At 53.6% G+C, this 21656-nt stretch carries 28 protein-coding genes; 1 reads left to right on the forward strand and 27 read right to left on the reverse strand.

The features are described 5' to 3' along the window. Positions 1 to 81 precede the first annotated feature (81 nt). A complete protein-coding gene (locus IPI56_10955) occupies positions 82 to 351 on the forward strand; it encodes a hypothetical protein (protein ID MBK7546241.1) in 270 nt (89 codons plus the stop codon). Here the strand turns inward: IPI56_10955 and IPI56_10960 are convergent. The 27 genes from IPI56_10960 to IPI56_11090 form a co-directional block, all read right to left on the reverse strand. Then, on the reverse strand, positions 314 to 706 hold the full coding sequence (locus tag IPI56_10960) for a hypothetical protein (GenBank protein ID MBK7546242.1): 393 nt from the start codon (positions 704 to 706) through the stop codon (positions 314 to 316). The genes IPI56_10955 and IPI56_10960 overlap by 38 nt on opposite strands. Next, on the reverse strand, positions 703 to 1164 hold the full coding sequence (locus IPI56_10965; GenBank protein MBK7546243.1) for a hypothetical protein: 462 nt from the start codon (positions 1162 to 1164) through the stop codon (positions 703 to 705). The genes IPI56_10960 and IPI56_10965 overlap by 4 nt, the downstream gene beginning before the upstream one ends. A 162-nt stretch (positions 1165 to 1326) precedes the next feature. After that, on the reverse strand, positions 1327 to 2952 hold the full coding sequence (locus tag IPI56_10970) for a hypothetical protein (protein MBK7546244.1): 1626 nt from the start codon (positions 2950 to 2952) through the stop codon (positions 1327 to 1329). Further along, the gene (locus tag IPI56_10975) at positions 2949 to 3602 is read right to left on the reverse strand and encodes a hypothetical protein (GenBank protein MBK7546245.1); all 654 of its coding nucleotides are present in this window, start codon (positions 3600 to 3602) and stop codon (positions 2949 to 2951) included. The genes IPI56_10970 and IPI56_10975 overlap by 4 nt, the downstream gene beginning before the upstream one ends. Next, positions 3527 to 4792: a hypothetical protein gene (locus tag IPI56_10980; protein MBK7546246.1), complete on the reverse strand. Its 1266-nt coding sequence runs from the start codon at positions 4790 to 4792 to the stop codon at positions 3527 to 3529. The genes IPI56_10975 and IPI56_10980 overlap by 76 nt, the downstream gene beginning before the upstream one ends. Before the next feature lie 227 nt (positions 4793 to 5019). Continuing rightward, positions 5020 to 5286 carry a hypothetical protein gene (locus IPI56_10985; protein ID MBK7546247.1) on the reverse strand — a complete coding sequence of 89 codons (267 nt, stop codon included), beginning with the start codon at positions 5284 to 5286 and terminating at the stop codon, positions 5020 to 5022. 27 nt (positions 5287 to 5313) lie between these two features. Next, complete coding sequence (locus IPI56_10990) at positions 5314 to 6702, reverse strand: hypothetical protein (protein MBK7546248.1); 1389 nt, start codon at positions 6700 to 6702, stop codon at positions 5314 to 5316. Continuing rightward, positions 6672 to 7532 (reverse strand): hypothetical protein, encoded by an 861-nt coding sequence (locus tag IPI56_10995; protein MBK7546249.1) that lies wholly within the window; start codon positions 7530 to 7532, stop codon positions 6672 to 6674. Before IPI56_10995 ends, IPI56_10990 begins: the two co-directional genes overlap by 31 nt. 1 nt (position 7533) lies before the next feature. Continuing rightward, on the reverse strand, positions 7534 to 8436 hold the full coding sequence (locus IPI56_11000; GenBank protein ID MBK7546250.1) for a hypothetical protein: 903 nt from the start codon (positions 8434 to 8436) through the stop codon (positions 7534 to 7536). Positions 8437 to 8772: 336 nt separating this feature from the next. Further along, on the reverse strand, positions 8773 to 9081 hold the full coding sequence (locus IPI56_11005) for a hypothetical protein (GenBank protein MBK7546251.1): 309 nt from the start codon (positions 9079 to 9081) through the stop codon (positions 8773 to 8775). A gap of 9 nt (positions 9082 to 9090) precedes the next feature. Next, positions 9091 to 9909 (reverse strand): hypothetical protein, encoded by an 819-nt coding sequence (locus IPI56_11010; protein MBK7546252.1) that lies wholly within the window; start codon positions 9907 to 9909, stop codon positions 9091 to 9093. A gap of 10 nt (positions 9910 to 9919) precedes the next feature. Continuing rightward, entirely contained in the window at positions 9920 to 10267 is a 348-nt protein-coding gene (locus IPI56_11015; protein ID MBK7546253.1) for a hypothetical protein, read from the reverse strand. Next, positions 10264 to 11799 carry a hypothetical protein gene (locus tag IPI56_11020; GenBank protein MBK7546254.1) on the reverse strand — a complete coding sequence of 512 codons (1536 nt, stop codon included), beginning with the start codon at positions 11797 to 11799 and terminating at the stop codon, positions 10264 to 10266. Before IPI56_11020 ends, IPI56_11015 begins: the two co-directional genes overlap by 4 nt. Then, complete coding sequence (locus IPI56_11025) at positions 11799 to 12449, reverse strand: hypothetical protein (protein ID MBK7546255.1); 651 nt, start codon at positions 12447 to 12449, stop codon at positions 11799 to 11801. The genes IPI56_11020 and IPI56_11025 overlap by 1 nt, the downstream gene beginning before the upstream one ends. Before the next feature lie 86 nt (positions 12450 to 12535). Next, positions 12536 to 13081, reverse strand: coding sequence for a hypothetical protein (locus IPI56_11030; protein MBK7546256.1), 546 nt, complete (start codon positions 13079 to 13081; stop codon positions 12536 to 12538). Next, positions 13053 to 13424, reverse strand: coding sequence for a hypothetical protein (locus tag IPI56_11035; GenBank protein ID MBK7546257.1), 372 nt, complete (start codon positions 13422 to 13424; stop codon positions 13053 to 13055). The genes IPI56_11030 and IPI56_11035 overlap by 29 nt, the downstream gene beginning before the upstream one ends. Further along, positions 13425 to 14063 (reverse strand): hypothetical protein, encoded by a 639-nt coding sequence (locus tag IPI56_11040; protein ID MBK7546258.1) that lies wholly within the window; start codon positions 14061 to 14063, stop codon positions 13425 to 13427. A gap of 107 nt (positions 14064 to 14170) precedes the next feature. After that, positions 14171 to 14635, reverse strand: a complete 465-nt coding sequence (locus IPI56_11045; protein ID MBK7546259.1) for a hypothetical protein — start codon at positions 14633 to 14635, stop codon at positions 14171 to 14173. A 1061-nt stretch (positions 14636 to 15696) separates the two neighbouring features. Next, positions 15697 to 15942: a hypothetical protein gene (locus IPI56_11050; GenBank protein ID MBK7546260.1), complete on the reverse strand. Its 246-nt coding sequence runs from the start codon at positions 15940 to 15942 to the stop codon at positions 15697 to 15699. A 32-nt stretch (positions 15943 to 15974) separates the two neighbouring features. Continuing rightward, the gene (locus IPI56_11055; protein MBK7546261.1) at positions 15975 to 17099 is read right to left on the reverse strand and encodes a N4-gp56 family major capsid protein; all 1125 of its coding nucleotides are present in this window, start codon (positions 17097 to 17099) and stop codon (positions 15975 to 15977) included. A 31-nt stretch (positions 17100 to 17130) separates the two neighbouring features. Next, positions 17131 to 17577, reverse strand: coding sequence for a hypothetical protein (locus tag IPI56_11060; protein ID MBK7546262.1), 447 nt, complete (start codon positions 17575 to 17577; stop codon positions 17131 to 17133). Further along, on the reverse strand, positions 17540 to 17881 hold the full coding sequence (locus IPI56_11065; GenBank protein ID MBK7546263.1) for a hypothetical protein: 342 nt from the start codon (positions 17879 to 17881) through the stop codon (positions 17540 to 17542). Before IPI56_11065 ends, IPI56_11060 begins: the two co-directional genes overlap by 38 nt. Next, the gene (locus IPI56_11070; protein ID MBK7546264.1) at positions 17878 to 18327 is read right to left on the reverse strand and encodes a hypothetical protein; all 450 of its coding nucleotides are present in this window, start codon (positions 18325 to 18327) and stop codon (positions 17878 to 17880) included. The genes IPI56_11065 and IPI56_11070 overlap by 4 nt, the downstream gene beginning before the upstream one ends. A 20-nt stretch (positions 18328 to 18347) precedes the next feature. Continuing rightward, entirely contained in the window at positions 18348 to 18512 is a 165-nt protein-coding gene (locus tag IPI56_11075) for a hypothetical protein (protein ID MBK7546265.1), read from the reverse strand. Positions 18513 to 18733: 221 nt separating this feature from the next. Next, complete coding sequence (locus tag IPI56_11080; protein ID MBK7546266.1) at positions 18734 to 19039, reverse strand: hypothetical protein; 306 nt, start codon at positions 19037 to 19039, stop codon at positions 18734 to 18736. 1285 nt (positions 19040 to 20324) lie between these two features. Further along, complete coding sequence (locus IPI56_11085) at positions 20325 to 20702, reverse strand: hypothetical protein (GenBank protein ID MBK7546267.1); 378 nt, start codon at positions 20700 to 20702, stop codon at positions 20325 to 20327. A gap of 384 nt (positions 20703 to 21086) precedes the next feature. After that, entirely contained in the window at positions 21087 to 21269 is a 183-nt protein-coding gene (locus IPI56_11090; GenBank protein MBK7546268.1) for a hypothetical protein, read from the reverse strand. Positions 21270 to 21656 lie beyond the last annotated feature (387 nt).

Below are 21656 nucleotides of genomic sequence, written 5' to 3' on the forward strand. Positions count from 1 at the left end.
GCTCGTGCAGTTTGGACACCGCTGGACGACACTATACGCGAAAGCGTGTAGGGGCCGAACCAGATCTTCAACAGTCTTTAGTTGCGCCGCCGATTGCGCGTTGTTTTGGTTAAGTTTGTCGATGGCTTCGGTTATGGAGGACACCCGTTTTCCGAGAGACTCCAAAGCCGTCCGAAGCCCGGCAAGGAACAAGTCGTTGTCCGTCGATCTCGGTTCCGTCAGGCGGATGTGGTTTATCAAAAGCTGTCTTTCTTCGACGACAAGCCGCACGAGTTCCTTGAGCAGTTTCTCCGTTTCTTCGGTCATCGTCGTTTTACCCCTTTTTCTCAAAATCGTCCAGCTTTCCCATGATCTCGCTGTGCCGATCCACCGCGTTTTCTTCGACGGAAACACGCCGCGCCAACCGCCCCACCTCGGCCCGCGTTTCCCGCGCCACTTCCAAATTCGCGTCCCTGTCCTCGGCGAAGATCCTCAATGTCGTGTTGAGGTCGTCCAGGCTGGACTTCAAAACCACAAGGTTTTGCACCACTTCCCGCGTCACCCTGTCGCCGTCCGCACCGCCCACGCCTTTGTCCACCCCGGCGAAGTACGCCCCGACCGCCGTTGCAACCGCCGTGATAACCCCCGCCGTAACGCCCTTCCATTTCCGGGATCGCTTCCCGACGAAGTCGCCCTCATCCGGATCTGTGGCTCGGCGGTCGGTCATTTCAGTTTTACACTGTTACTGGACTCAACATCGCTTCTTATTTTTGCAACCCGACGTTTCCAGTCGTCCATTCGCCGTTCTTTTTCTTCTTGGGAGATCCCTGGCATCCGCATGTACCGACGCAGTTCGCGCTTCGCTTCTTGGAATTCCCCCGCCTTCCGCATCCGAAACGCTTTCTTGGTGTCATCCGGGCGGATCTCCCAAGTCCGGATACCGGTAAAGAAGGCCCGCAACTCTTCCGGTACTTCCCTCGTCCGCCCAAACCGATCCTCTACGCCGTGATAAGCGTCGTACAAAGTCTTGATTTGGTATCCGGTTAACAGACCCGGCTCATATCGGCCTTTCGCCAAACCACGGATTGAAGGAACAGGAGACGAGGCCGGGACGTAAAGCATTCGCGCTAATTCGGCCATCTTATCTGCCGCCCGTCTCGGCATCGGATCGTTGACGTTTGCCACATTCTGCCGGTTGCGCGTGTTGAAGTTATTGAAAAGGATGCTATAAGCATCAAAAGCGGATGCTGAAACAAGTCGATGGATTCTGTGAAACTTTCCGCGTCACCAACAAGCGCCGCTCTCGCCGCCTTGTCAAATTCGCCCGTCGGCCAGATATAACCAAGATCAAATGCCTTGATTGATCCCTCCGCCGTTCGGTAGTAGATCGGCGTCGAGTTCCTTTTTGTAAATCGGTCCCATGTCCTGCAACTTGTCGAGGTTCTTTTTCTCGTCGTCGTCGATATCAAAAACTGTTCGCATTGCCATTTGCAACAGCGGAATAAACGACACAACAAATGCCAACCGAAGAGCGGGGGCCGGGTTCCCCTTCTTTATTCCTTCCCCGGATTCTTTCGCGGCGTTTATTAAAATCCGAGCCGTGTTCGCTTTGAATGATAGAAAGGGGCCAAACACACCGATGCGCCGGGCCGTCTTTACGGCTTTCGGCAACCTCGCGTAGTTCGTAAACCATTTGTCCACTTCTTGCGCGGCCTGGTTTATCGTCATCCCGTTATCACGGTATTTCAGAAATGCGGAAACCCGATAAATTAGGTCTTCGTTGTTGTAAAGTTCGCCCAACTTCTCCACGGGCCATTTGACCGTGTTCATGATCTTGTCCGGCCAACTCACCGGGTCCGAGATCATTTCCGCCATCAGCTTCGGCATCTCCGATCCCCAAAACTGCGTATCGGCAACCCGCGCCCGAACAAGCTCTTTCCATGTCCCTCTGTATTTCCCTTCCTTCCCCATAATTACACGAAGGGCTTTCCAGTAATAGGGAATGTTCGCCGGGTTTGTAATTGTGTTTCCAGCCAACACAGAAAACATCGTATTCCCAATGAAGTTCCTGGGATGAGATGGGAGAGATGCGACCGTCTTAGTCCATTTGAACGGATTGACGATGAGCTTTTCGACAAATCGAAACAGGCCGCTATCCACCGGATCAATGGCTTCAATCAGGAAATCGTTAACTTCTTGGGTCGTGAACTTGCCGCGAACCGCGCCCCATCGGGCGACGTCGGGGATCTGCTTAAAATGCGTCTCATCAGGCTTGTCTTTGAACACGCCCTCCATCCCGGAAATCTTCGATAGGAAATCAGCGTTGTGCGCCACTGTGGATTGATCGGCCATCGTTTTGAGGTAAGCCCAAACGGGATCGGTGATCTCCCCGTACAGGTCGCGGATCTCTTTGGGAATGTCCTTCCGCTTGACGAAGTGATTTTGTGGAATGTCGATCCGCCGATCCCCACGGTGGAAAGTTACGTCCCCTTTGGAAATGATGTTTTCGATGATTCCGTTTAGTTCTTGGCTCGATGCTTTTCCAATCGTGTTCGGGTGCATTTCACGCAATTTCGCCTTGGCGCGGGAAATGACTTCGTTGGACGGTCGCCAGTTCTTTCGCTCAAACAGCTTGTAATGCCGCCCAAGGTATCGCCCGAGGTTCCGTTCAATGACGGCCTTCAATCGGTCGTTTGGCGCTGCCGTCTGTGCGATCACGCGGGACAAGGCGTCAACGTCTTCGCGCATCTTCTGGACTATCCCGGTAATATCGGCCGGAAGTTCAAAGATCGACCGTTGTCCTGTTAATGCCTCAAAGACCGCCTGCCGGAGATCATCGGACGGGTTCTCTTTGAAGTACTTAAGCAACTGTTTCCCCGTGACCGGAGCGTCAAACGCTGTCTCCATGATCTTGCCGATCCGCTCTTCGTTCGCGCGATCAATGGCTTGCCCAACCCCACGATCCGTGGTCAACCATCCACGGTAAATGCGTTGGAGTTTTGATAGTTTCGCCAGTGGGACATACCCACCGTTCGGGAGCATGGCCTTATCGCTTTCAACCCGTTCCGCCTGATACAAAATGCTCGGGTTCTCTGGGTCAAAAGTCCCGGCGTTCCCGGTGGCGGATTTGATTTGGGTTGGCTCAAAGGCAACCCAGTGGTCAAGTGCGCGTTCGCTCCCCAATCTGCGTTGTCGATCAGATTCCGAAAAACAATCCCATCATATCCGCCGGTTTTCGCCTCGCGGATTGCATCGTGGATTTCGTTCTGAATGTCCAGAAACCTTTGCTCGCTGGCATCGAATTCAAACGGTTTTTGAATGGAGAGGTATGCCCCGACAACATTCTCTTTGGGGCTGGCCGTCTGTTCAAGTTTTTCAGCCTGGACCATAAGGCGATTCGCAAGATCGAATTTGCCAGCACGTTCTGCGGCGTTTGATTTGTCGATTAGGTCTTGAACTGGCTTCGAGTTCGCCAGTCTGCTGTACCCTGCGGCGGCGTCCTTGTTTGCGACAAAATAGAACCCGGCCTTCGCTGAGCGCGATTTTGTTACGGCCCCGAGCAAATCCTTGCTAAAGGCGTCACCCGACAATCCTTTCTCGGATGTCCCATGATAAACCACCAACGGTTTCCCATCGGCATCGACGACTTTGGAGTCGCCGAACCACCGCTTAAAGGCTTCTGTTCCCGTTTGGTCTTTCTGTTTTCCGCCTGGTATTTAGCCTCCCCACGCCCCGCCGCGCGCCGCCGTTCCGTCCGCCCCTGCTCCACAGACTTGAACACATCCTCCGCCGTCTTCCACCCTTTCCCGGCCATGTAGCTCCGCAACTGTCCAAGCAATTCAAGAATCTTGTCGAATATCGCCTTGATCCGGCTCGGCTTCTCCATGCCCGTCCGCTTCGCCTCGTACCGGGCAAACGCCTCGGCCGCCTGCTCTTCGGTTCCAAACTTGTCCATCAAGACTTGCCGTTCCTGAACCGTCAGGACGTTGTTTAAAATGACGTGCATCGCCTCGTGATACCCGGTCCCCTGGTGGGCTCCCTTGGCAAACCGGACCAAAGCCCGAATTGTCGGGTGGTTCCTAATCGGGTACGTCGCACCTCGAATGGCAAACTTGTCGGCCGAATACTCGGTCCCGTACCCTTTCCGAAACGCCGCAGGGTCCGGGCGGATCGAATCGACCAACTCGGCGAACACGGCGTCGGTCATCTTGCTGGCCGAAATGATTTTGTTAAATGCGGCCAGCGCTTCGGTTTGCCCTTTGGCGGTTTCTGTGGTTTCTTCTCCGACCTGGAACATCTCCGTCTGTCCGCGTCTTTGAACACCAAAACCCTGAACGCCTCCCGCAACGCCGAACTCTGATTGCTTTGCTTGTGTTTGCGCCGTCTGCTGTTTGCCGAATTGAGATATACGTGCCTTGGCAAACTTAACGGCTTCCGGGACCGTCATCCCTTGCCGTCGTGCCTGGGCGATCAATCGGACGTAAGAGTCCCCCACGTTCTCTTTCGGAACATCAAAGAGATTGCTTTGTTCTTGTTCCGCCTGGAATTGGCCTTCGATTTCCGTGCTTATTTGGTAGGTCGGATTTGGCTCAATGGACTCTTGTTCTGTTTCGTAGGCCATGATGTTCGCGGCCTCTTCGAGATAACTGTCCGGTGAGATAGGACGTCGCGGAGCTTGCAATTTACGGAGAGCATCGTAAATGTCTTTTTCGTCTCCGATAAGTCCGGCTTCAATGGCATCGCTGACAATGCGATCCATCTCACGACCGGCTTTGCTCTTTTGCCAGACAGGGAGCGTGTTGTATTCGCCCATCGTGTCACGCTCTCCGCCAATAATCTTCGGAGGTTTTATCCCAGGGCCAAGGATTTCCCGCCAATGCTGAAACCGTGAACGCGAAATCTGGTAATCGCTTACCGCTTCTTTATGGATTGACTCCGCAAGGGACTTTAGTCGTGGGCGATCTTCGACGGGGTAACGATTTAACTCATTCTCGGAAACACGATCTTCCCGAGCTGGGATAATCCTGGGCTGCTGTTGGTCTAGTTGTGGAGGTTGCGGAAGTGCCGATTGGCTTTCCGCTGGTGCAGGTTGTTCAAGATTCGGAATTGCCGGAGACTGCGGTAAAGCCACCCGTTCATAATTGCCGGGAGACTGAACCGGCGCGGGGATGTTCGCATCGGCGGGAATTGCAGAAGGTAATACCCGATCAGCAGGAACGACGGGAGCATCAGCGCCCCGGCGAAGATCCAAAACGCCCGGGACGTTAACGACAGAATCAGAAGATCCAGCCAGTCGCGCGGACTCATCACCCAGAGAATAATTCGGATTCTGTTTTATGTCAAGGGGGCAACACTTTGGCCAATAGAACTTGGCGGAATAGGCCCTTGTGGTGTGTTGTTTTCATTGAATCCGTCAGGCGGGAAATCACCGGGACCGAGCTTTCCGGCCCCCATTTGAATACCAGACCCAATCGCGGCCGGGGCCGTCATGCCGCCACCCATAGCACCGCCAATCGTTGCCGCTTCGATCATCCGACCGCCAACACCCTGCATGGCGTTTGGATCAACGCCGGTCATTACTCTCGACGCCGATTGCAGGTACTCTGTCGGTGCTTCTTCAACTAATCCTTCTTGGACAATAGAAGATCCGATAGTTTTTGCGACAGCTTTTATAACCTCGCCCCGCCCTTTCTTCCCAACAGCTTCCTCAATGGCTTTTGACCATTTCCCCATAAGGGCAGGAGTTTGTTCAAGGGCTGCTTCAACGGTTCCATTAACAATGGCGTTGACGGTAGCGGCCGCTGGATTCACGTTTTCAGGCGTTGCTGCTAATTCTTCCGCTCCTGCAATCAAACCCATGTACGATATTCCGATAGCTCCTAATTTCGCTAGTGCAGATTTAATTAACAGCGCTTGTTGTGGAGCCTCTTCAAGGACTTTGTATGCCACGTAAGAAGCAATCTCGCCTGGGTCTTTCCGTTTCGTCACGGACACAAAATCTTCGCCTTTTGATCCCCATCTCTGATATCCTTCGTTTAATTGTTTATATTTTTCGTCCCACCATTTTGATTCTTTCTCGAAGATCTTTGGATTTCTGTAAACTCTGTCTTCATTCCCTGTCAAAGTAACTATCACATTGTACGGGAGTGCAAATAAATTGGCCCCGAAATTTGGGAGACGCGAAAATCCGCGACCAATTTTTGCAACGCCAGATCCAAGTGTCCGAACTACCGGCGATTGGTCAATAGCGTTGTATGTGTCCGCCGCCATTTGGCCGACCGTGTAGTCGGTGAATTTTTGCGGTGAATATTCCGGCCTCGGCGCGTTTGTTCCTGCCAACGGATTGACGCGCATCCGGGTCAGCATGTTTTTCGCTTCCGTCAATCCAGTGTCAAGGCTTAACGCCGCTTCCGCCTTCGCTTTGGCAAGGTCGCGGTTCCCGACAAGGTACGCGGTCAACGCTTCCTTGTATGTGGACATGGCGTCCGGGTTTTGTGGCATCTGGGTATGAGGAACCACCGGTTGCGGGACAACCGCCGGTTGCGGCTGGTCCCATGATCCGCTCGCCCCAACACCCTTGTACCCAATGGATGGTCCTTCGTACCCGTCCGGCGGCGCATCGTCAGCAACAGCAACAGGCGCTGTTTCGTACCCGTCCGGAGGGATATCGAACTCTGGTTTTCTTCCAGCCATTATTTCCCACCCGTCTTTTTCTTTGCCCATTCAATGTTCGCGGGAGTTATCTTGGCCCCGATTGACTTAAGATATTGCTCCGGAGACTGAACATTTTCAGGGGATGGCGCAGAGAGAGACGCCGGGGGTTGATTTGAAGCGGGGTCGGTTAACACACCCTCCGCGATCAGTTTCTTGGCGCGCTCAAAGAGGCCCGTAAACTCTTCGGTCTGCGTGTCCGAATGGGTCATGCGCGTGTCGACGACACGACCGGAAAACGGATCAGTTACAGCCATGTTCGGGTTCGCTTTCACGTACCAATCGACAGCCATTTTGAATGCTTTTGTGTTTTCGCTTTGCATCTGTGACGGAGATTTCGGACGCACAGCACCAGCCGATGGTTTCTGTGCGGTAGCCGATTTAGGTTTGTTCATAGGAACGATTGGGTCTTGTTCGGTCCGAATAACCTGTCCGGTCGCCGGGTCGAAAGCCCCGCGTCGGCTTCGCCCTTGTTCGTCTTCATATACCGATTGCTGTTTGTTGGGTGTCGCTTGCCCCTTTTTTCTTGGCACCTGGGAAACGCGGGGACCGCCTTTCCCGATAGAAACAACCGTATCGAACTTCTGTTGTGGCGTCTGGCCACCATCCTCGGGCGCGGTATCGTTAAGCTGGTTCTTGATCGTTTGTTCGTAAGCGGTCCGAAGCATCTTGTCGAACTCAAGCGCCTGTTGCTGGCGCTGAATTGCCAACTGTTTCGACTGAACATCGAGCGGGTGCATTTGCTGGCTCTGGAATCCTTGCGCTGCTCCTTCCAGCATGGAAATGAAGGGGCTCTTATCGGCTTGCGCTGCGGCTAGGAGTTCGTGAACGGAGGCGGCCATTTTAAACCTCCCAAAGGTCACTATAATCGTCCCAACCGCCGCCCCCGCCGCCACCGCCGCCCCCGCCAGAAAATAGCTTATTGGACAAGTAGCTACCACCAACCTGACCAACCATCTTCATCAGATCTTGGTAGGGGCTTGTCGTGACGGACGGAACACCGAATTGCGAAGACTGTCCGGCAACACTCTGCGCGGCTTGGATCGGTAACTGCAACTCCTGCCGACGCCGCAAGAGTTCGGCATCTCGCGCCTTGATCGCAGCGTCGTTCAACTTGCGCGTTAAAGAACCGTACTGTTGGCTCGCAGCAACGTTCTGTATTGCGGCGTTTCGTTTTGCTTCCGCGCTCTGGTAGGCCAACGGGATCGCTTGCAGACGGCGATTCAGCGCGCTGTCGGTAAGCCGCGCCAGTTCGGACGTAAGCGTTTCGTTCCCGCGCGCTTGAATGTCGCCAAGCTGTCGGATCGTGTCGGTCGAGTACAGGTTCCCGGCAAACCCGGCGTTCCGTTTCAACGCCCGGTTTGAGTCGGCAATCTGCCGTTCCGTCTGTTGTTTAAATGGGTTGAATTGCGCGGAAACGTCCGTCGGGTCAGTGGCGAGGTATGCCTGTAAAGCGTCGTCCCCAAGGCGGTACTGTTCCGGAATGTCTTGGGATAGCAACTGTTGAAGGTTTGAAAGTCCCTGTTGTTCGTACCCCGTGGCGTTGTAGTCGCCGTAACCAAGGGGAACTTCCGCACCCGCCTTGAAATCTCCGAACTGTCCGGTATTGGCAAACCCCATCAACTTCTGACGGGCCGCACGTTGTTCCGCCGTCTCCAACGGAACTTGGCTCGTCTTCTTTTTACCCAACAACCCACCTACTAAACCGCTGGCGGCACCGCCCGCAATGGCTCCCCAGATTGCCATAAAATCCTCCTGTCCGTCGTCATTTAACGTCCGCTACCGGCGTCCAGGAGCCGTTGATGTTCATGTTTCGCGTCCAACAAAATTCTATTACTCTCGTTTACTTCACCACGCAAACCGTTCACCATGTTCGCCACTTTGTCCGTACTTGCCGCCCCCTGCCGTACCATCTGCGCGTTCTCCACAAGCAAGATCGGCAAGAACTCAATCGCGCATCCGAACTTGTCTATGGTCCCTTCCGTCTGCGGGTTCTTCCCCAGCAGGTGTGTCCAGAACCGGCACTTGGCTCCCACACACTTTTTCTTAATTAACGGGCAAAACGACACTTCGCATTATCTCCTATTCAAGTGGGTAGCCGGGTTTTGCAACAAAAACACCGGCAACAGCCTGATCCCCGCAATACAAAATCCCGATCCCGTTTGTGATCCCGTTTATTGTCGTTGAAGATCCGTTAACAGAGAAATCGAAAACACAACACGGAGCCTTTGAAAGCTCCTCACCACACGCGATTCCATGAATAACCGATTTCTCTCCAACGCGCATCGAGACCGAAGGCAAAGGCGAAGACGTCTTCCCGCCTTCGATAATTTTATGTCTGGCTTCGCAAGACAGCAAAAACAGTGAAAACATTGCCAAGATAATTTTCACAGAGCCTCCTCAGTCTTTTGTCGCAACGATAACATCAGCGTAAGCAAACGCACCAAGTTGCGAATTTGTATCTGGCGTTTCTGCACTTGTTGCAACACTCCCACCATCTGTTTTCGTATATGGATACCCATAACTACGATACGATTGCGTCACAAATCCGCCGCTTCCGCCCGTCTTGTATTTCAATCGTCCATCATCACCTTGCTCCCCCATAACGTCAGAATAAGTGAATGGCGATGTTTGATCTATTGTCCTTAATCCAAATTCAGCGTTTGCAAATGTTGGCGTGGTATAAGCAAGAGCATCGGTTGTTAGGGAATCATACTCAAACAAATGAGAGTGCGCTCCCGATGTGTGTGTATGAGAATTAACTGTATGGCTGTGCGCTAAACTTGTCGATGCCGCCACAGTTCCGCCCGTCGTCCCGCCAGTCCCGCCAGCCGTCACAACACGAAGAAACTTATCGTTTGCCGCAACAGCAGTCCAACCTACCGGCGCGGATGCTTGATAAAACACAACTGCTGTTCCTGACGGTATCATCGTCCCAACATCGTCCCACGTTGTCCCGTTTGACCGCTGTAACACGTTCCGCGTGGTGTCAAAGAACAAACCATGATGCGCCGCCGCTGGGCGGTTCGCCGTTGTGTCCTTAAGTCCACGATACCGATAAACCGGGTTCGCCGTGTCCCCGCCTGGAAACACCGCCTCGACGCCTTCCGCTTCGTCCCCGCGCAAAGACGTCTGTATATCCGTCTTCAATTCACGGATACGGTCATCACCCAAAATCCTGTTCTCACTTCCTGCCGGTGTCGTAACGTCCCAGGTCATAAACTCCTCCTTAAAAAACCATCAAAGTGAACGACGTACTTGCCACGTCCGAACGAAAATAAATCGTGCTTGCTGTGTTGGCCGTCGTCCCATTGTAGATGCTTCCGGCCCCAGCCTGTTTTGTAACAATGTACCCCGTAGGCACTTTGCCCAGGGTGTGCGCCACGGAGAACTCCGTCCCTGGTGTCAGGTGACTTGTCACCGTCACGAACGATACATCCGCATTGTCCGCAAACGAAATCCCACCATCAAGGATCGACTTCAAAACAAACGCCCAATCGTTGATCCCCTTGGAAAGTCGGTTGTCGAACTCCGACTCCGGGGTCAGCGGTATAATGGGTTCAGCGTAAAGCGTCATCGGCGATACTCTCTTGGCGTTGCTTCAATCTGGTACTTGGTCATTGAAAATGTCCCATTGCTTTCGTCGTTCGAGAACCGAAACCGAATCCGAGACGCAACAACATCAAAATAAAACTCGGCAGGGCTGGAATCGGCACCGATATTACTGGTCAATGTGCCTGTCCCCACAGTTACCCATGTCGTCCCGCCGTCTATCGAATAGTCCAGGGCTACCCCTGTCCCCGTCCCCCAGATTTCGATGCCTTTCCATCTCATAATCTTGTCAAAGTCAGGCACCCCAAAATCGGCGGCTGTGAAGTCTTTTGTCTCGAAATTTGACGCAAACGCAACCCCATTGTCCGCGTATGCCCCCAGGTTCTTTACCGTCGAAAGGCCCGCCGAATCACCAAAAACAATCAATTTTGTAAGGGACTGAGCCGCCGCACTATCCCATCGTTCGGTCTCTGTGTCCCAAATACCAACTGCTGAATCCCATGTGTCTTCTGTCGTGTTGACGTAAAAGCTGAACGTCGTCATGTCCGGCCGTTCATCTTTATAAACCTTGCCCGTGATCGTGTTGTATTTGTAAATCGTGTTCGGCGTCAAAGATCCGCCGATAGGAACTGCGCACCAGTATTCATCCAATCCTTCAACGTACCCACCACAAGATCGGTGGATTGCCGCCGGGTTAATTGTTTCCCGCAATTCGTCCTGGATCGGCGCACTTATCAGCGGGGCCGTTGTGCCGTTGAACAAATGAATCCCGTCCAAAGCCAAGAACGCCTGTTCGCCGCTCGGCAGGTTCGCAATCGTGGCTTCGGCCACAGTCCCAACCCCGGTTGGCTTTCGATCAAACCGGAACACATCGGACGTGGTTACAAGCTGGCCGATATAAATAGATTCCCGTTTGTGAACCGTCAAAAAGTTTCCAAACAGGCCCAGGCCGGTTATGTCCGCCGAGTCTTCAAGAAGGTCAACGCTCCCGGCGTTTCCGCCCGTCCACGTTTCCGGGTCGCCCGTATCGCACCACTGGACACGCGAATAGTATGTTGTCCCGCCATCGGTGATATAGCCAAGAACAAGGTAAGGGCCAAACGCCCGGACAAACCGCGCCAACGGAGGCGTTCCGCCAAGGTCCGCATCATCCCCGGTTATTCCGACCTTACGAATTGCATCAACGCCGTTCGTGTAAACCGCCGTCTTCGCCCCAGCCAACAACGGGAACGCATAACTAACATGGTCATCAACGGTCGCCGTCAATGCCGATGCCGTGACGCTGTTCCACGTTGACGTTGCTTTAGTCAAATCCTGGATGTCGGTAATCCCAACACGGAACAGCCGCGACGTGCTTCCGACCTGCAACTCGAAATAGCGCATGATCTGTTCAGCGAGCGTTGCGCCAAGGGCCACTGTCCCAGGCCGTTTCCGAATGATGTTCCGGTTCACATCGACGTTCTTTGAGTTTGTCGCCGACCGCGTATCAACGAACTCACCCGGCCGGTCAACAATCAGACCGCCTGATGGTAACGGGACGTTTAGCTTGACCGGCATTAAACCTCCACCTGCTTCACCGTAAATACTTCTTGCTCGTTTCGCAGATCACGTATCTTGAGCTTTTGAACTTCTTTCTCATAAAGCGTGTAGTTCTTTGTTGCCAATCCATCTTCATCAAGGGCGTCGTATATTCGTCCTAAAACGCCGTACCGCAAACATTCTCTCCCGATATCCGAAAACGGAACAGACGATGTTGCGCTCGTAACTGGATCAGCAAGGACGGTCGTGTAATCTAGTTGGTAAATGTAATCCGTCCGATCCGGGACAGGCCCTAAAAGAATTTGTTTCCCGAAAATGCAGTAGTCCGTTGGTTGACCCGTGATCGCGTCGTCATCGTCCGGGTCAGGGAACCGCTCATTAAATTCGAGCTTTGACCGTTTCTGCAAACCCCACGAAGCGTTTCCATCCGCGAATCGGACGTCTCCAACGATCGATCCGAAATCGTCCGGCAGGTCCAACTTGTAGTCGCCAAGCGCCGTTATACCAGCAGTGGTATAGGCTTCGACCTTTTGGGCGTCAAAACCGAACCGAACCTGCAAATCGAGGATAGTGTCTGTAATGGCTTCGTAAATTTCCGTTTCTTTGTCCGTTCGCTTAAACGTCCGAACGATGTAGTCGTAAAGCTCCGATCCTGTCATCAAATCCATAGATCCCCCTTATCCCTGGGTAAACAGTTCCACAAGCTGAACGTCGGCCCCTGTCGCCGTGAATTTGAACATAACCTTGTCGCCGTTCAAGTCGGCCGCCGCAAGGTCGATCTTGTAAACGCCGCTGCCAACAGAAGAAACGGCGTTCGCGCACGAAGCAAACCCCCACCGTCAATGGCTCTTTGCGCCGTTACTGTCAGTCCAGCAAGAGGCGCTTTGGTCGTGGCGTCATACATTGGAAACATGAAATTGCTGAAGACCGCGTTTTTAACTGGCCGAATGCTAAGCGTTCCGCCGCTCACGTTTGAAATGTCATCCGCAATCGACGATCCCGCCGGAGCGCCAAGTCGCGTGTAACTGTCCCCCGTCAGATAATCAACAATGCGCTTCCCAATGCTTCCGGCGGTTGATAACGCCGCGCTTAAAGCGTCCCAGACTGCCTGGACACCGCCAGCAGAGAGTGCATACCCCGTCTTATCGTTGTTGGTCGTCACCGTCACGCCGTTTGTCACGGTCGTGGTTGTCGGCATCACGTTGTTTGTTCCGGCGTACCCTGTCCCGTCAAAGAACGATTCGGCGTTGTCCGCCGCCGTCGCGTCTCCACTAATCTGCGCCACATTTACCAGAAGCATTCGCCACGTACCCAGGAGCCGACGCCGCAAACAAAGCGTCGTACACAGCTTCCTCCAAAACCCGGTATTTGTGGAACACCGGCAACGCCCCGGAAACAACAACGGAAATCTCCATCTCGCCAACTGTTGCCGTGTCCGTTGCGTCCAGGGTGATACCGTAAACTCCATTGACGCGGTGCGTCCCGCCACCGCTGTTCTTGTTCGCCGATGCCCCACCGTTAACCACCAGCTTAATATCGGTATTGTTGATAGTCAGCGCCGTTTCCGCTGTTTTAAAATCCGTTTCATCCACAAAAGGACCGATGGCTACCGACTGCGATGCCGTGCTTTGTCTTAAGAACATCTAGGCGGCCCTCCGCATCTGTTGGTAATATATCCAAGGTCGAGAACGAATAAACGGAAGCCCAAGAGACGGATTGTCTTCCCCATATTTCCCCATGTCCGTGTGGTAAAGTCGGACATCTTGCAACGTCAAAATGGTTTGAACGCAAAACGGATCAGCTAGACTCCCGTTGTACCAGCTATAATCGGCTCCAAGCCACCGCTCCGAGGCCACCCGTGGGTAATCGGACAGGAACCTGGGAACCGTCGCCGCCACACTCCCCTCTTGCTTCCCATCAACAAAAAGCGTCATCGTCCCACTGTTTGAACCGTACACGCCGACCGCACTATGCCAAAGACCGTCATTAAAACTGCTTGAAGAGCTTACCACGTTGAAAAACGGAGACAATCCGGCAATGTTGATTTTCCCGGTCCCGCCCTCGTTCGCCCTCATATAAATCACTGTCCCGCCACCTACCGACTGCGGGAAATCAACCAAGGTCATGCTTGCCGTCGTCGCCGTGTGCTTGAACCGCACACCGAACGAACACCCCGGACCCATGTTGAATGACGGGAGCGTGTACGCCTGGTTCGTCCCGTTGAATACGGCGCATTGCCCGTATTTCCCGTATGCCCGAGTCGGTTCACCCACACGCACCAAACTTCCACGCCCTCCAACAAAAGAAGATGTTTGACCGCTCCCCATCGTGTACCCGAACATTCCGCCACGTGTTTCAAGAATCTTCCCGAACCGCGTCCCTTGGAGCATCATTGCACCTCTGGATAGACGCCGACCCAATACAGGTAGTGGTTGCCACCCGTCGAGTCAAAATTCACACCCGTATCGTGGACAATACCGATCCCCCACTCCGGACCCGGGTTCTCAATAACAGCCACTCCGTAAATCAAATCGCCAGCCGCAGGGCTCGCCTTGTTACCGATGGTACGCACCTCGTCAGCGTTCAGCCGTGTCCAGCCCGCATCCGAAGCACCGGCCCCATCGTCGCGGGTCGTCCCATCACCACGAATTGCGTAAACGTAAGCGAAGCGGTTCCCCGTTGGAGTCGTTGAACCCAGCTTCAACATTATGTACGCATAAATCCTTTTGTATCCCTGCGTGTTCGTTATCAAAGTCGATTGCTGACCTACTCCGACTGTCGAACTCGCCAAGTTCGCCACCGTAATCGTAAACGCCGTAGGTGTTGAAAACTTCTCCGGAATAGCATTGGCCATTAGAGAGCCCTCGCTTGGTCAATATCCCAATATCGAACCACCACCCCATCACCGAACAACGCTTCCGCCCTAGACGATCCACGCCACCGCAACACTTCCAACTGTGTCCGACTGGCTCCGGTTGGGAATAGTTGCGCAAAATGTGTCCGAATCGTCGCGTCACTCGGATCAACATGACCACACGCGATAATCGCACCGTACAACTGCTTTTGGTCAGCGGTCAAGCCAATGTATTGCCCGTATGTCGTTGCCCCGATTATCTCCCAGGACTCCACACGGGTGCGCAAAACGCGCCTAAACGGGTCCGTGTTGTTGGTTGCAACCAAATTCATCATCGCCTCTATTTCGATCCCAAATTTACCAGCATACCCAAGTCCCGCCGGATCTGCGTCAAGTTCAGCCCTTAATTCAGGATATTCCGATTCCGTTAAACCCATAATTACCTCCGGCTCCAACTCACTGTTGACGTTGTGCGCTTAACCCAAAAGTCGCCGTTCACATTCGCGTTCGAATATCTCGGGTTCCAAATCATGTATCCAAAGCCCATAAACACAAAATCCATCCACACCCCACGACCCGCTTGCGCGATTTGGTTGTTTGTTCTGTACTGCCACGCAAACGCAGGATCGGGCGTCCGCGTCGTCCATGCCATTGTCAGCCTCCTGTCGGGAGGCTAAAAGCCTTCCCCGTTCCTACTGTTTGCTTAAATGCAAAAACCTCATTGTCTCGGTTCGACACCACAACACGGTATCGTCCCTCTTCCAAGGCCCTGATCGAGTCCAGAAAAGCGTCGTTTCTCGGCCCAGGCCCAAAATTGCGGAGGCAGTCAACCCGCCTCCCGTTCTGTATGGCCAGCACGTTGTTGACCATCGCGGTCCTCATGGGCTCGGTAACAATTTCAGGCGACTGGAACGTCCACATACGCTCCACGGGGTCGAACACTTGCCGGACACCGTACCCGTTACCGCGCCGAACAACGCCCATTGCTCACCTCTCAATCAAATTTGAGAGGGCGTTCCACCCTCTCGCTCCGGATATACGCCGGAGTACAGTCAATTCATTTAACGACCAATGACGATCAGGGCAACAGTCGCCCCGGTCCAGTCGGTCGCGGCAGTGCCACCCGAGGCGGCAGTGGTCAGGGTGATAACCAACCCGCTCACGCTCGCGTAGGCAGTCTGCAACGCCGCATCGTTCCCCGCAGTAATCAAGGGAATAACAGCGGCGATTTCGGTGATCCCGTGCGTCGCAGCCGTCAGCGTCACGGTATCCGAAGCGGACGTGGGAACGCAGGTGACAACCAACATCTTGTAGTCGCCAGCGAACTCCGTCCGTTTGCTCAGGGTTCAGTAATAGCGGCCATGTGATCTCTCCTTAGAGCTTCGCGGCGGCGTCGACGGCGATAACCCCAAATTCGCCCGGAGTTAAACATCGTCTTCTGCAGGCCACCGATGAAGTTTCGGCAACGCCTTCCTTGTTCTTGTAATCGAAGTTCTCGACCACAAAGGGCGTCTTTGCTGGACGCCTGGGCCATCAGGATCGCCTGACGACCAACAAGCAAGTTACGCGCACAGTCGGCCGCGCAGTCCGTACCGACAGCCGCGCCACGGAACGAGTTGCCAGAGACCGAAATGTCCAGCCAAGGCACGTACTCGTTTTCCAGGAGCAACACGTTGGACCAAAAGCCCAACGCGCCACGGAACACGGGGTTTTTGTCGCCACGCATCTGCGCGTTTTCAACCGCCGTTTTCCAGTCGCTGGACATCCGAATATCGCGCGCCGAGAGAGGGTGCAGGTACATGACATAGAAGTCATCCCCGCCAACGCTCAAGGGTTGGATCTTCGGTTCCGCGAGTTTCGCCAGAGTCGCCGCTTTGGTCACCAAGTCAAGAGTCATGATGTCCGCATCAGCAAGCCCGTCCGTCCCGGTCGTTTCGGCGCACAGATACCGCGCACCGACGCCAGCCGCTTCGTCCGCATCGGGAATGAAGTCAGCCGTGTTGGACCACAACGCGCGACCACCAATGACTTTGCCATTGGTATCGACAAGGGTCGTGTTGGTCACGCCGCCAAGTTTCAAGAAAATCTGGCGGGCGATGAACTCTTTCATCCACACGCGCAGGTTCTCTTTAGCTTTGCCGATTTGATCGTACACGACCTTCTGGTTGTCCAACCGACCCGTCAGACGCACAGCATTACGGATTTGGTCGATAGCGACCACTTCCGCATAGCTGCTCAGCGACTCTTCGTTGCCTTCCAACTCGTCGTCACCGGTCACGCCGTCGCCACCCAAACGCGCCACCAAACCAAACGTCTGCTGGTCGCCTTTGGATTTCTCGAGGTCGCGGGACACCTGAATCACGTTGTCGGCACCTTCGCCCATGAACCGGGTCACGTTTTCAACATCTTTCATCACGTCATCAAGAAGCTCTTTTTGACCATAGCTCTTGACGAAGCGCGTCAATGCTTACAGTATTAGCCATTGTTCGTCTCCTTTAGGTTTTACCCTCGGACGATCCGCTCGTAGCGGTCCGGTGTTTTTCCCGGAACTTCCAACGTTCAACGGAAGTCATGGCATTGAGTTCTTTAAGGCCGATCTCGTCAACAGAGATGGTTCTTGATCCAGAACCAGATGCCACGCTCGCGCTGGACGCGCGTCTTTGGGTGTTTTGTTCTATGCGCTTCATCGCTTCGGGCGTATGGCCCCCGTTCGCCTTTTCGGGTTTTTCAGCCTTTGGCTTCCCGTGATCGGGGTGGTACTGCGCGATTTCGTAGGCGATATGAGCCGCGTTGTAATCGTCTGGACCCAACTTATCCGCCTCTCGTGCAGCCACCTGCAAATCTTTCATTAACTTTACAACCTTTGACTGTCTCCATTTTTCAGGCACAACTTCGTCCAGGTTTTTACATCCCTTCCCGCGGCCGGACAACAGCGTCGTCACACTCCTGGTATACCGTCCGCGCGTACTCTTCTTGCTCTCGGTGCACCTCCGTTAACCGAACCTGCTGCGCCGTCATTTCCTGCTCTCTTTGGCTTTCTTCGCTTCCATTTCTTTTAATTGCCGCAACGTCAAAGGTTTGTCTTCTTCTCCGCCAGTCTCGTCCAGACAGAAGGGACGCCATATCACCTTCCGATTCCGAACTCTTAACCGCTGGATTTGTCCGCGCCCGCAACTCTTCAACCTCGCGCGCAAGGAGGTCACGTTCAGCCTCGATCTTTTGGCGTTCGCGCCGTTCACTTTTCATCCTGAAATAAAGACCGCGTTGCGGCGTCCCAGGCCCAAAGCGTCAGCCCACGCCTTTTCCTGCTCCGGCGTCTTAAACGTAAAATCGGGTAAACCGGTCGGTTTCTTTTCCTGCACCTCTTCTTCAACCTTCTCTTCTGCCTTAGGCTCTTCCTTCGGTTCAACAACTTCCTGGACTGGTTCTTTCTTTTCTTCCTTCACTTCTTCTTTTGCCACCATCCGCGCTTCTCGGCGGCGTCCAGTTCCTCTTTCGTCCATCCGCGCTCTTTCAAAACCTCGCGTCGGTTTCGATTCGACTTCACCATTCGCAACCTCGGGAGTTGTCAGTTCGATGGTTTCCGTTGTATTTTCGCTCATGGCGTTAACCTCGCATCCTGTTGATCCAAAACCCTTTTCCATTGTTTCCGGCACGATAAAACGCGCGGTCTTTGCTTTCTTCGCCCACAATCACAAACCCGTCAGGTGCTTCAAAAAACGCCTGGCCTGGCGCAATCGGGTGCTTTTAGAACTTCACGCGATTTCTCGATTTCGGGCGGATAAACAGTCCCTGCGACCCGGTCCACCGTTGAAACAGGTTTTTCCACTTTCACAGGCTCGATCGCCTGAACTGTTTGAATTTCTTTCGATTCCACCGGCGCGTCTTGCGCCGTATTTTTACGCCAACCCTTGGGGGGCTTCGGGTTGACCCGTTTGAGGATTCGCCAGCATCAGAGGCGGAAAACTCTTTCAAGAAACGCTTGTCCTAAAACATTTTTCGCTGTCTCTGTGTCGTAAATCTCGCCCAACTGCGATAACAGGAAACGACCTGCGATCTGCCGCGTCCTGGACAGGTTGTCGAACAATTCCTGAACCATCAGAAGACCTTGTTTTTGGCGCAAGGCGATGGGCGTCCTGATTCCGCACCACCCTCCTGCGATGCCAGCAAGTCAGCGTTAATCCCAAGCTGTGCCTTGATGTCTTCGGCACTCTCCGCCGTCAGCGCCGCGTGGCCCTGCGACAAAGGGCGTCGGATAGATCCGTTCGGCTTCTGTCGGCCCTGCTTGTATTCAAGGTTCACGCCGGGCGCGGACCCGAAGTTTTGCACTTGCGCACGGTCCACCCATGCGTCCTCTTCTGTTAACCAACCACTGTTGGACGACGTATTGAGGTGGCGAAGCATCAACGTCGAGGCTTTGTTTATGCCGTTCCTGCGCGTCTTTCACGCCATGCACGATTCCCTGCACCAGGAGGTGGCGGTCTTCGCCAGTCAGCGGAGCCGTCGAGAACCGTGCGTAGTAGGGGATAAAAGGGTAGGACTTCCACTTCGGGATAGAACTAGGCGCGTTCGTTCGCCAATGGTTCGCTCATGCCAGGCAAATGCGCAAACAACCAGATTTCGGGAACTTTGCGCTCAATGATGGTGAACCGATCCGGGTTGCGCTTGGGTGGTGCCATTGGGGGTTGCTGGCGGTTACGGACGCGGTGACAACGCCGGACTGGTACAGGCATCATCGCTTTCGATTTGGCCAACATAGCTATCAATAAACGACTACGCCGCCTCTTTGTCCTTTGCTTCCGTTATCTCACCCGGTCTCACGGTCGCCAATGAAATAGTGCTTGACCCATTTCTTGTAATACCGCTCAATGAGGTCGTAGGTCTTTTCTTCTGGAAGGCCCATCGTGTCCCGCCGCTCTTTCCGTAATCCTCCCGTTGGACGTGGTTGGCATCGTCGCCCATGCCATAATCGAGCTGGCCCCGTTCATGTCGCAAATCTGCTTCTCTTTTTCCGGGTAAAGAGCGACAACAGCGTCCTCGCACAGGTCAATGCTTAGCTTGTAAACGTATTTGGCGTCTGTGAGGTCGTACTCCCTCGAATCGGGATCAATCAAAACAACCGCACCGTCTAGCTTTTTTTCCAGCACGGCTTTCCGTTTAGGATGTTCTCTGTGTTGTCCAGATACATTTCAAGGAACGATTCCCGCACGTTGCCCCGTCTTTTTGAACTGGTCGGACGATTTGGCACCGAAATCGCTTGTCTTGATTGCGTGTTTAAACAACCCTGTTGCAATCTCCGCCTTAATGTCGTCCTCTTGCCCCTCCGGAAACGCTTTGAAATCGGTTCGGTTCTGCCTCTCAAACCCGGTCAAAAAGGAAAAGTTTGCCTGAATCGGTTGTCCGTCACCGGCTTGATCCGGCCTGGGCCAAATTAGCAAGATCTTCGTCAGTCCCACTGCTTACCAAGGCACCAAAGAAAATCCTCTTTTTCCCGCTTTATCAACTTCGATTTGTCCCGGTAAGCCCGTTGCAGGTCTTTGATCGAACGATCGCAATTTAAATCTTTTTCTTTTTCCGTAGCTCATCCCAAAACCCCCACTGGGTTTTCACTAACCTTTGCGGCCCGCCGCAACTCAGTACTGATCAACCTTCGAGTGAACTTTCGCTTGCCCCATCGCCCACAACCCAATCAGCAAAGCGTCCGCGTGGTCAGGGGACGGCCGTACCGTTTCTTAATGTCTTCCTTGGCTTCAACCTTGAACTCGCCTGACGACTTCACTTCCTTGTACTTCGCCCAACCAAGCTCTTCGGTGGCCTCCGAATCGTTGGAAAGCATCTGAACGAACCCGTCACGGAACATGTCAGCGCCCTTCCCGTAGATCTCGGCTCGGCGGTTATAATACCCACCACCCTCCACGCGCTCGGACGCATTAACCGGGATAACGTGGTGCCCAAGCTCACGCAATCGATCCACAACACCGCCGCCGACTCCAATCTCGTCAATGGCAAAACTGCCAATCGCGCCGTTCTTGTGCGCGAACATCAACAACCGCCCCACCGTCTCCATCGTGTCTTCTTCTCCCCCAAGACGCCTTGTCCAACACCTTCCCGTTCTCAATGGCGTAAACGACCGTCTTATCGTCGCCGTAACGCGCCACATCGCACGAGACGATGCGTCGAAATGGAACGTGCGTAATGAGGTCGCGTTTCTTGGCCTTCTCCACCCAATCCGGGTGAATAATGATGTCGGAGGTGTCAGACTCTTCCCACGAATTGAGTACAAAACGTCGGTAAATCTTCGGGGACGACTGTTCAGCTTTTTCCAATCGGTTATCGTGTCCGCAAGCAGATATTTCTCGGCGTCGAAACTTGTTGCTTCGTGAAGGTCATAGTCTTTGTCGATCCAACTTTCCACGTTCGGTAAATCCAGTTATTCCGTTCGTGTTTGCCGTTAAAAATCCCGTTCTTCGTTTAACGTCCGGCGCAATCGGCCGCGTAGGACGTTGAACGTCTCATCGGTTTCAAGTTCTTCCGCCTGCTCAATCCAGAACCACCCCAGGTTCATGTTTTGAACAACGCCGTGAATTTCTTCGAGGTGACGAAACAGGATTTCTGATTTGTTCGGGAACTCCACAGACCGCTCGGAAAGAAATCTTAACTACCCGTATACTTCTCAAAATCTTTGCAAGTGGAATCACGCAAATCGTATATTCCCGTCCGGAAGATAACGCCAAAGGTTCTTCCGGGCTTCTCTTCGAAAGGATCATCGCCCGTTGAATGCCAGCAAACGATTTACCAGTGCCCCACGCGCCCACATAGGCTGGGAACCGAGCTTCGGAAAATATGAAATTGTCCTGCGGCTTTAAGAGGTGGAAAACTTTATCGGCGTCTGTTACTTTTGCTTCTTCAATGTTCTTAACTTCCAATCACGCTCACGACGATGCGCCCACTTATTTCACCGCTGTGTTCAACCTGTTGGGTGGATTTCCCATAGTCTATCCATCACTTCACGCGCGGCGGC

This window comes from Elusimicrobiota bacterium (assembly GCA_016706425.1).
Taxonomy (GTDB): Bacteria; Elusimicrobiota; Elusimicrobia; order FEN-1173; family FEN-1173; genus JADJJR01.

Bases quoted from the DNA above. Each gene is read 5' to 3' on its own strand.
- IPI56_11085 (MBK7546267.1), bottom strand. From the start codon at position 20,702: ATGGAGACGGTGGGGCGGTTGTTGATGTTCGCGCACAAGAACGGCGCG.
- IPI56_11050 (MBK7546260.1), bottom strand. From the start codon at position 15,942: ATGTTGGTTGTCACCTGCGTTCCCACGTCCGCTTCGGATACCGTGACG.
- IPI56_11035 (MBK7546257.1), bottom strand. From the start codon at position 13,424: ATGTTCTTAAGACAAAGCACGGCATCGCAGTCGGTAGCCATCGGTCCT.
- IPI56_11025 (MBK7546255.1), bottom strand. From the start codon at position 12,449: ATGGATTTGATGACAGGATCGGAGCTTTACGACTACATCGTTCGGACG.
- IPI56_10990 (MBK7546248.1), bottom strand. From the start codon at position 6,702: ATGGGCAAAGAAAAAGACGGGTGGGAAATAATGGCTGGAAGAAAACCA.
- IPI56_11000 (MBK7546250.1), bottom strand. From the start codon at position 8,436: ATGGCAATCTGGGGAGCCATTGCGGGCGGTGCCGCCAGCGGTTTAGTA.
- IPI56_11030 (MBK7546256.1), bottom strand. From the start codon at position 13,081: ATGCTTCTGGTAAATGTGGCGCAGATTAGTGGAGACGCGACGGCGGCG.
- IPI56_11015 (MBK7546253.1), bottom strand. From the start codon at position 10,267: ATGACGCTTTACGCTGAACCCATTATACCGCTGACCCCGGAGTCGGAG.
- IPI56_10960 (MBK7546242.1), bottom strand. From the start codon at position 706: ATGACCGACCGCCGAGCCACAGATCCGGATGAGGGCGACTTCGTCGGG.
- IPI56_11010 (MBK7546252.1), bottom strand. From the start codon at position 9,909: ATGACCTGGGACGTTACGACACCGGCAGGAAGTGAGAACAGGATTTTG.
- IPI56_11020 (MBK7546254.1), bottom strand. From the start codon at position 11,799: ATGCCGGTCAAGCTAAACGTCCCGTTACCATCAGGCGGTCTGATTGTT.
- IPI56_11045 (MBK7546259.1), bottom strand. From the start codon at position 14,635: ATGGCCAATGCTATTCCGGAGAAGTTTTCAACACCTACGGCGTTTACG.
- IPI56_10980 (MBK7546246.1), bottom strand. From the start codon at position 4,792: ATGGGCGAATACAACACGCTCCCTGTCTGGCAAAAGAGCAAAGCCGGT.
- IPI56_11065 (MBK7546263.1), bottom strand. From the start codon at position 17,881: ATGAAAAGTGAACGGCGCGAACGCCAAAAGATCGAGGCTGAACGTGAC.
- IPI56_10995 (MBK7546249.1), bottom strand. From the start codon at position 7,532: ATGGCCGCCTCCGTTCACGAACTCCTAGCCGCAGCGCAAGCCGATAAG.
- IPI56_10985 (MBK7546247.1), bottom strand. From the start codon at position 5,286: ATGAGTCCGCGCGACTGGCTGGATCTTCTGATTCTGTCGTTAACGTCC.
- IPI56_11080 (MBK7546266.1), bottom strand. From the start codon at position 19,039: ATGCTTCGCCACCTCAATACGTCGTCCAACAGTGGTTGGTTAACAGAA.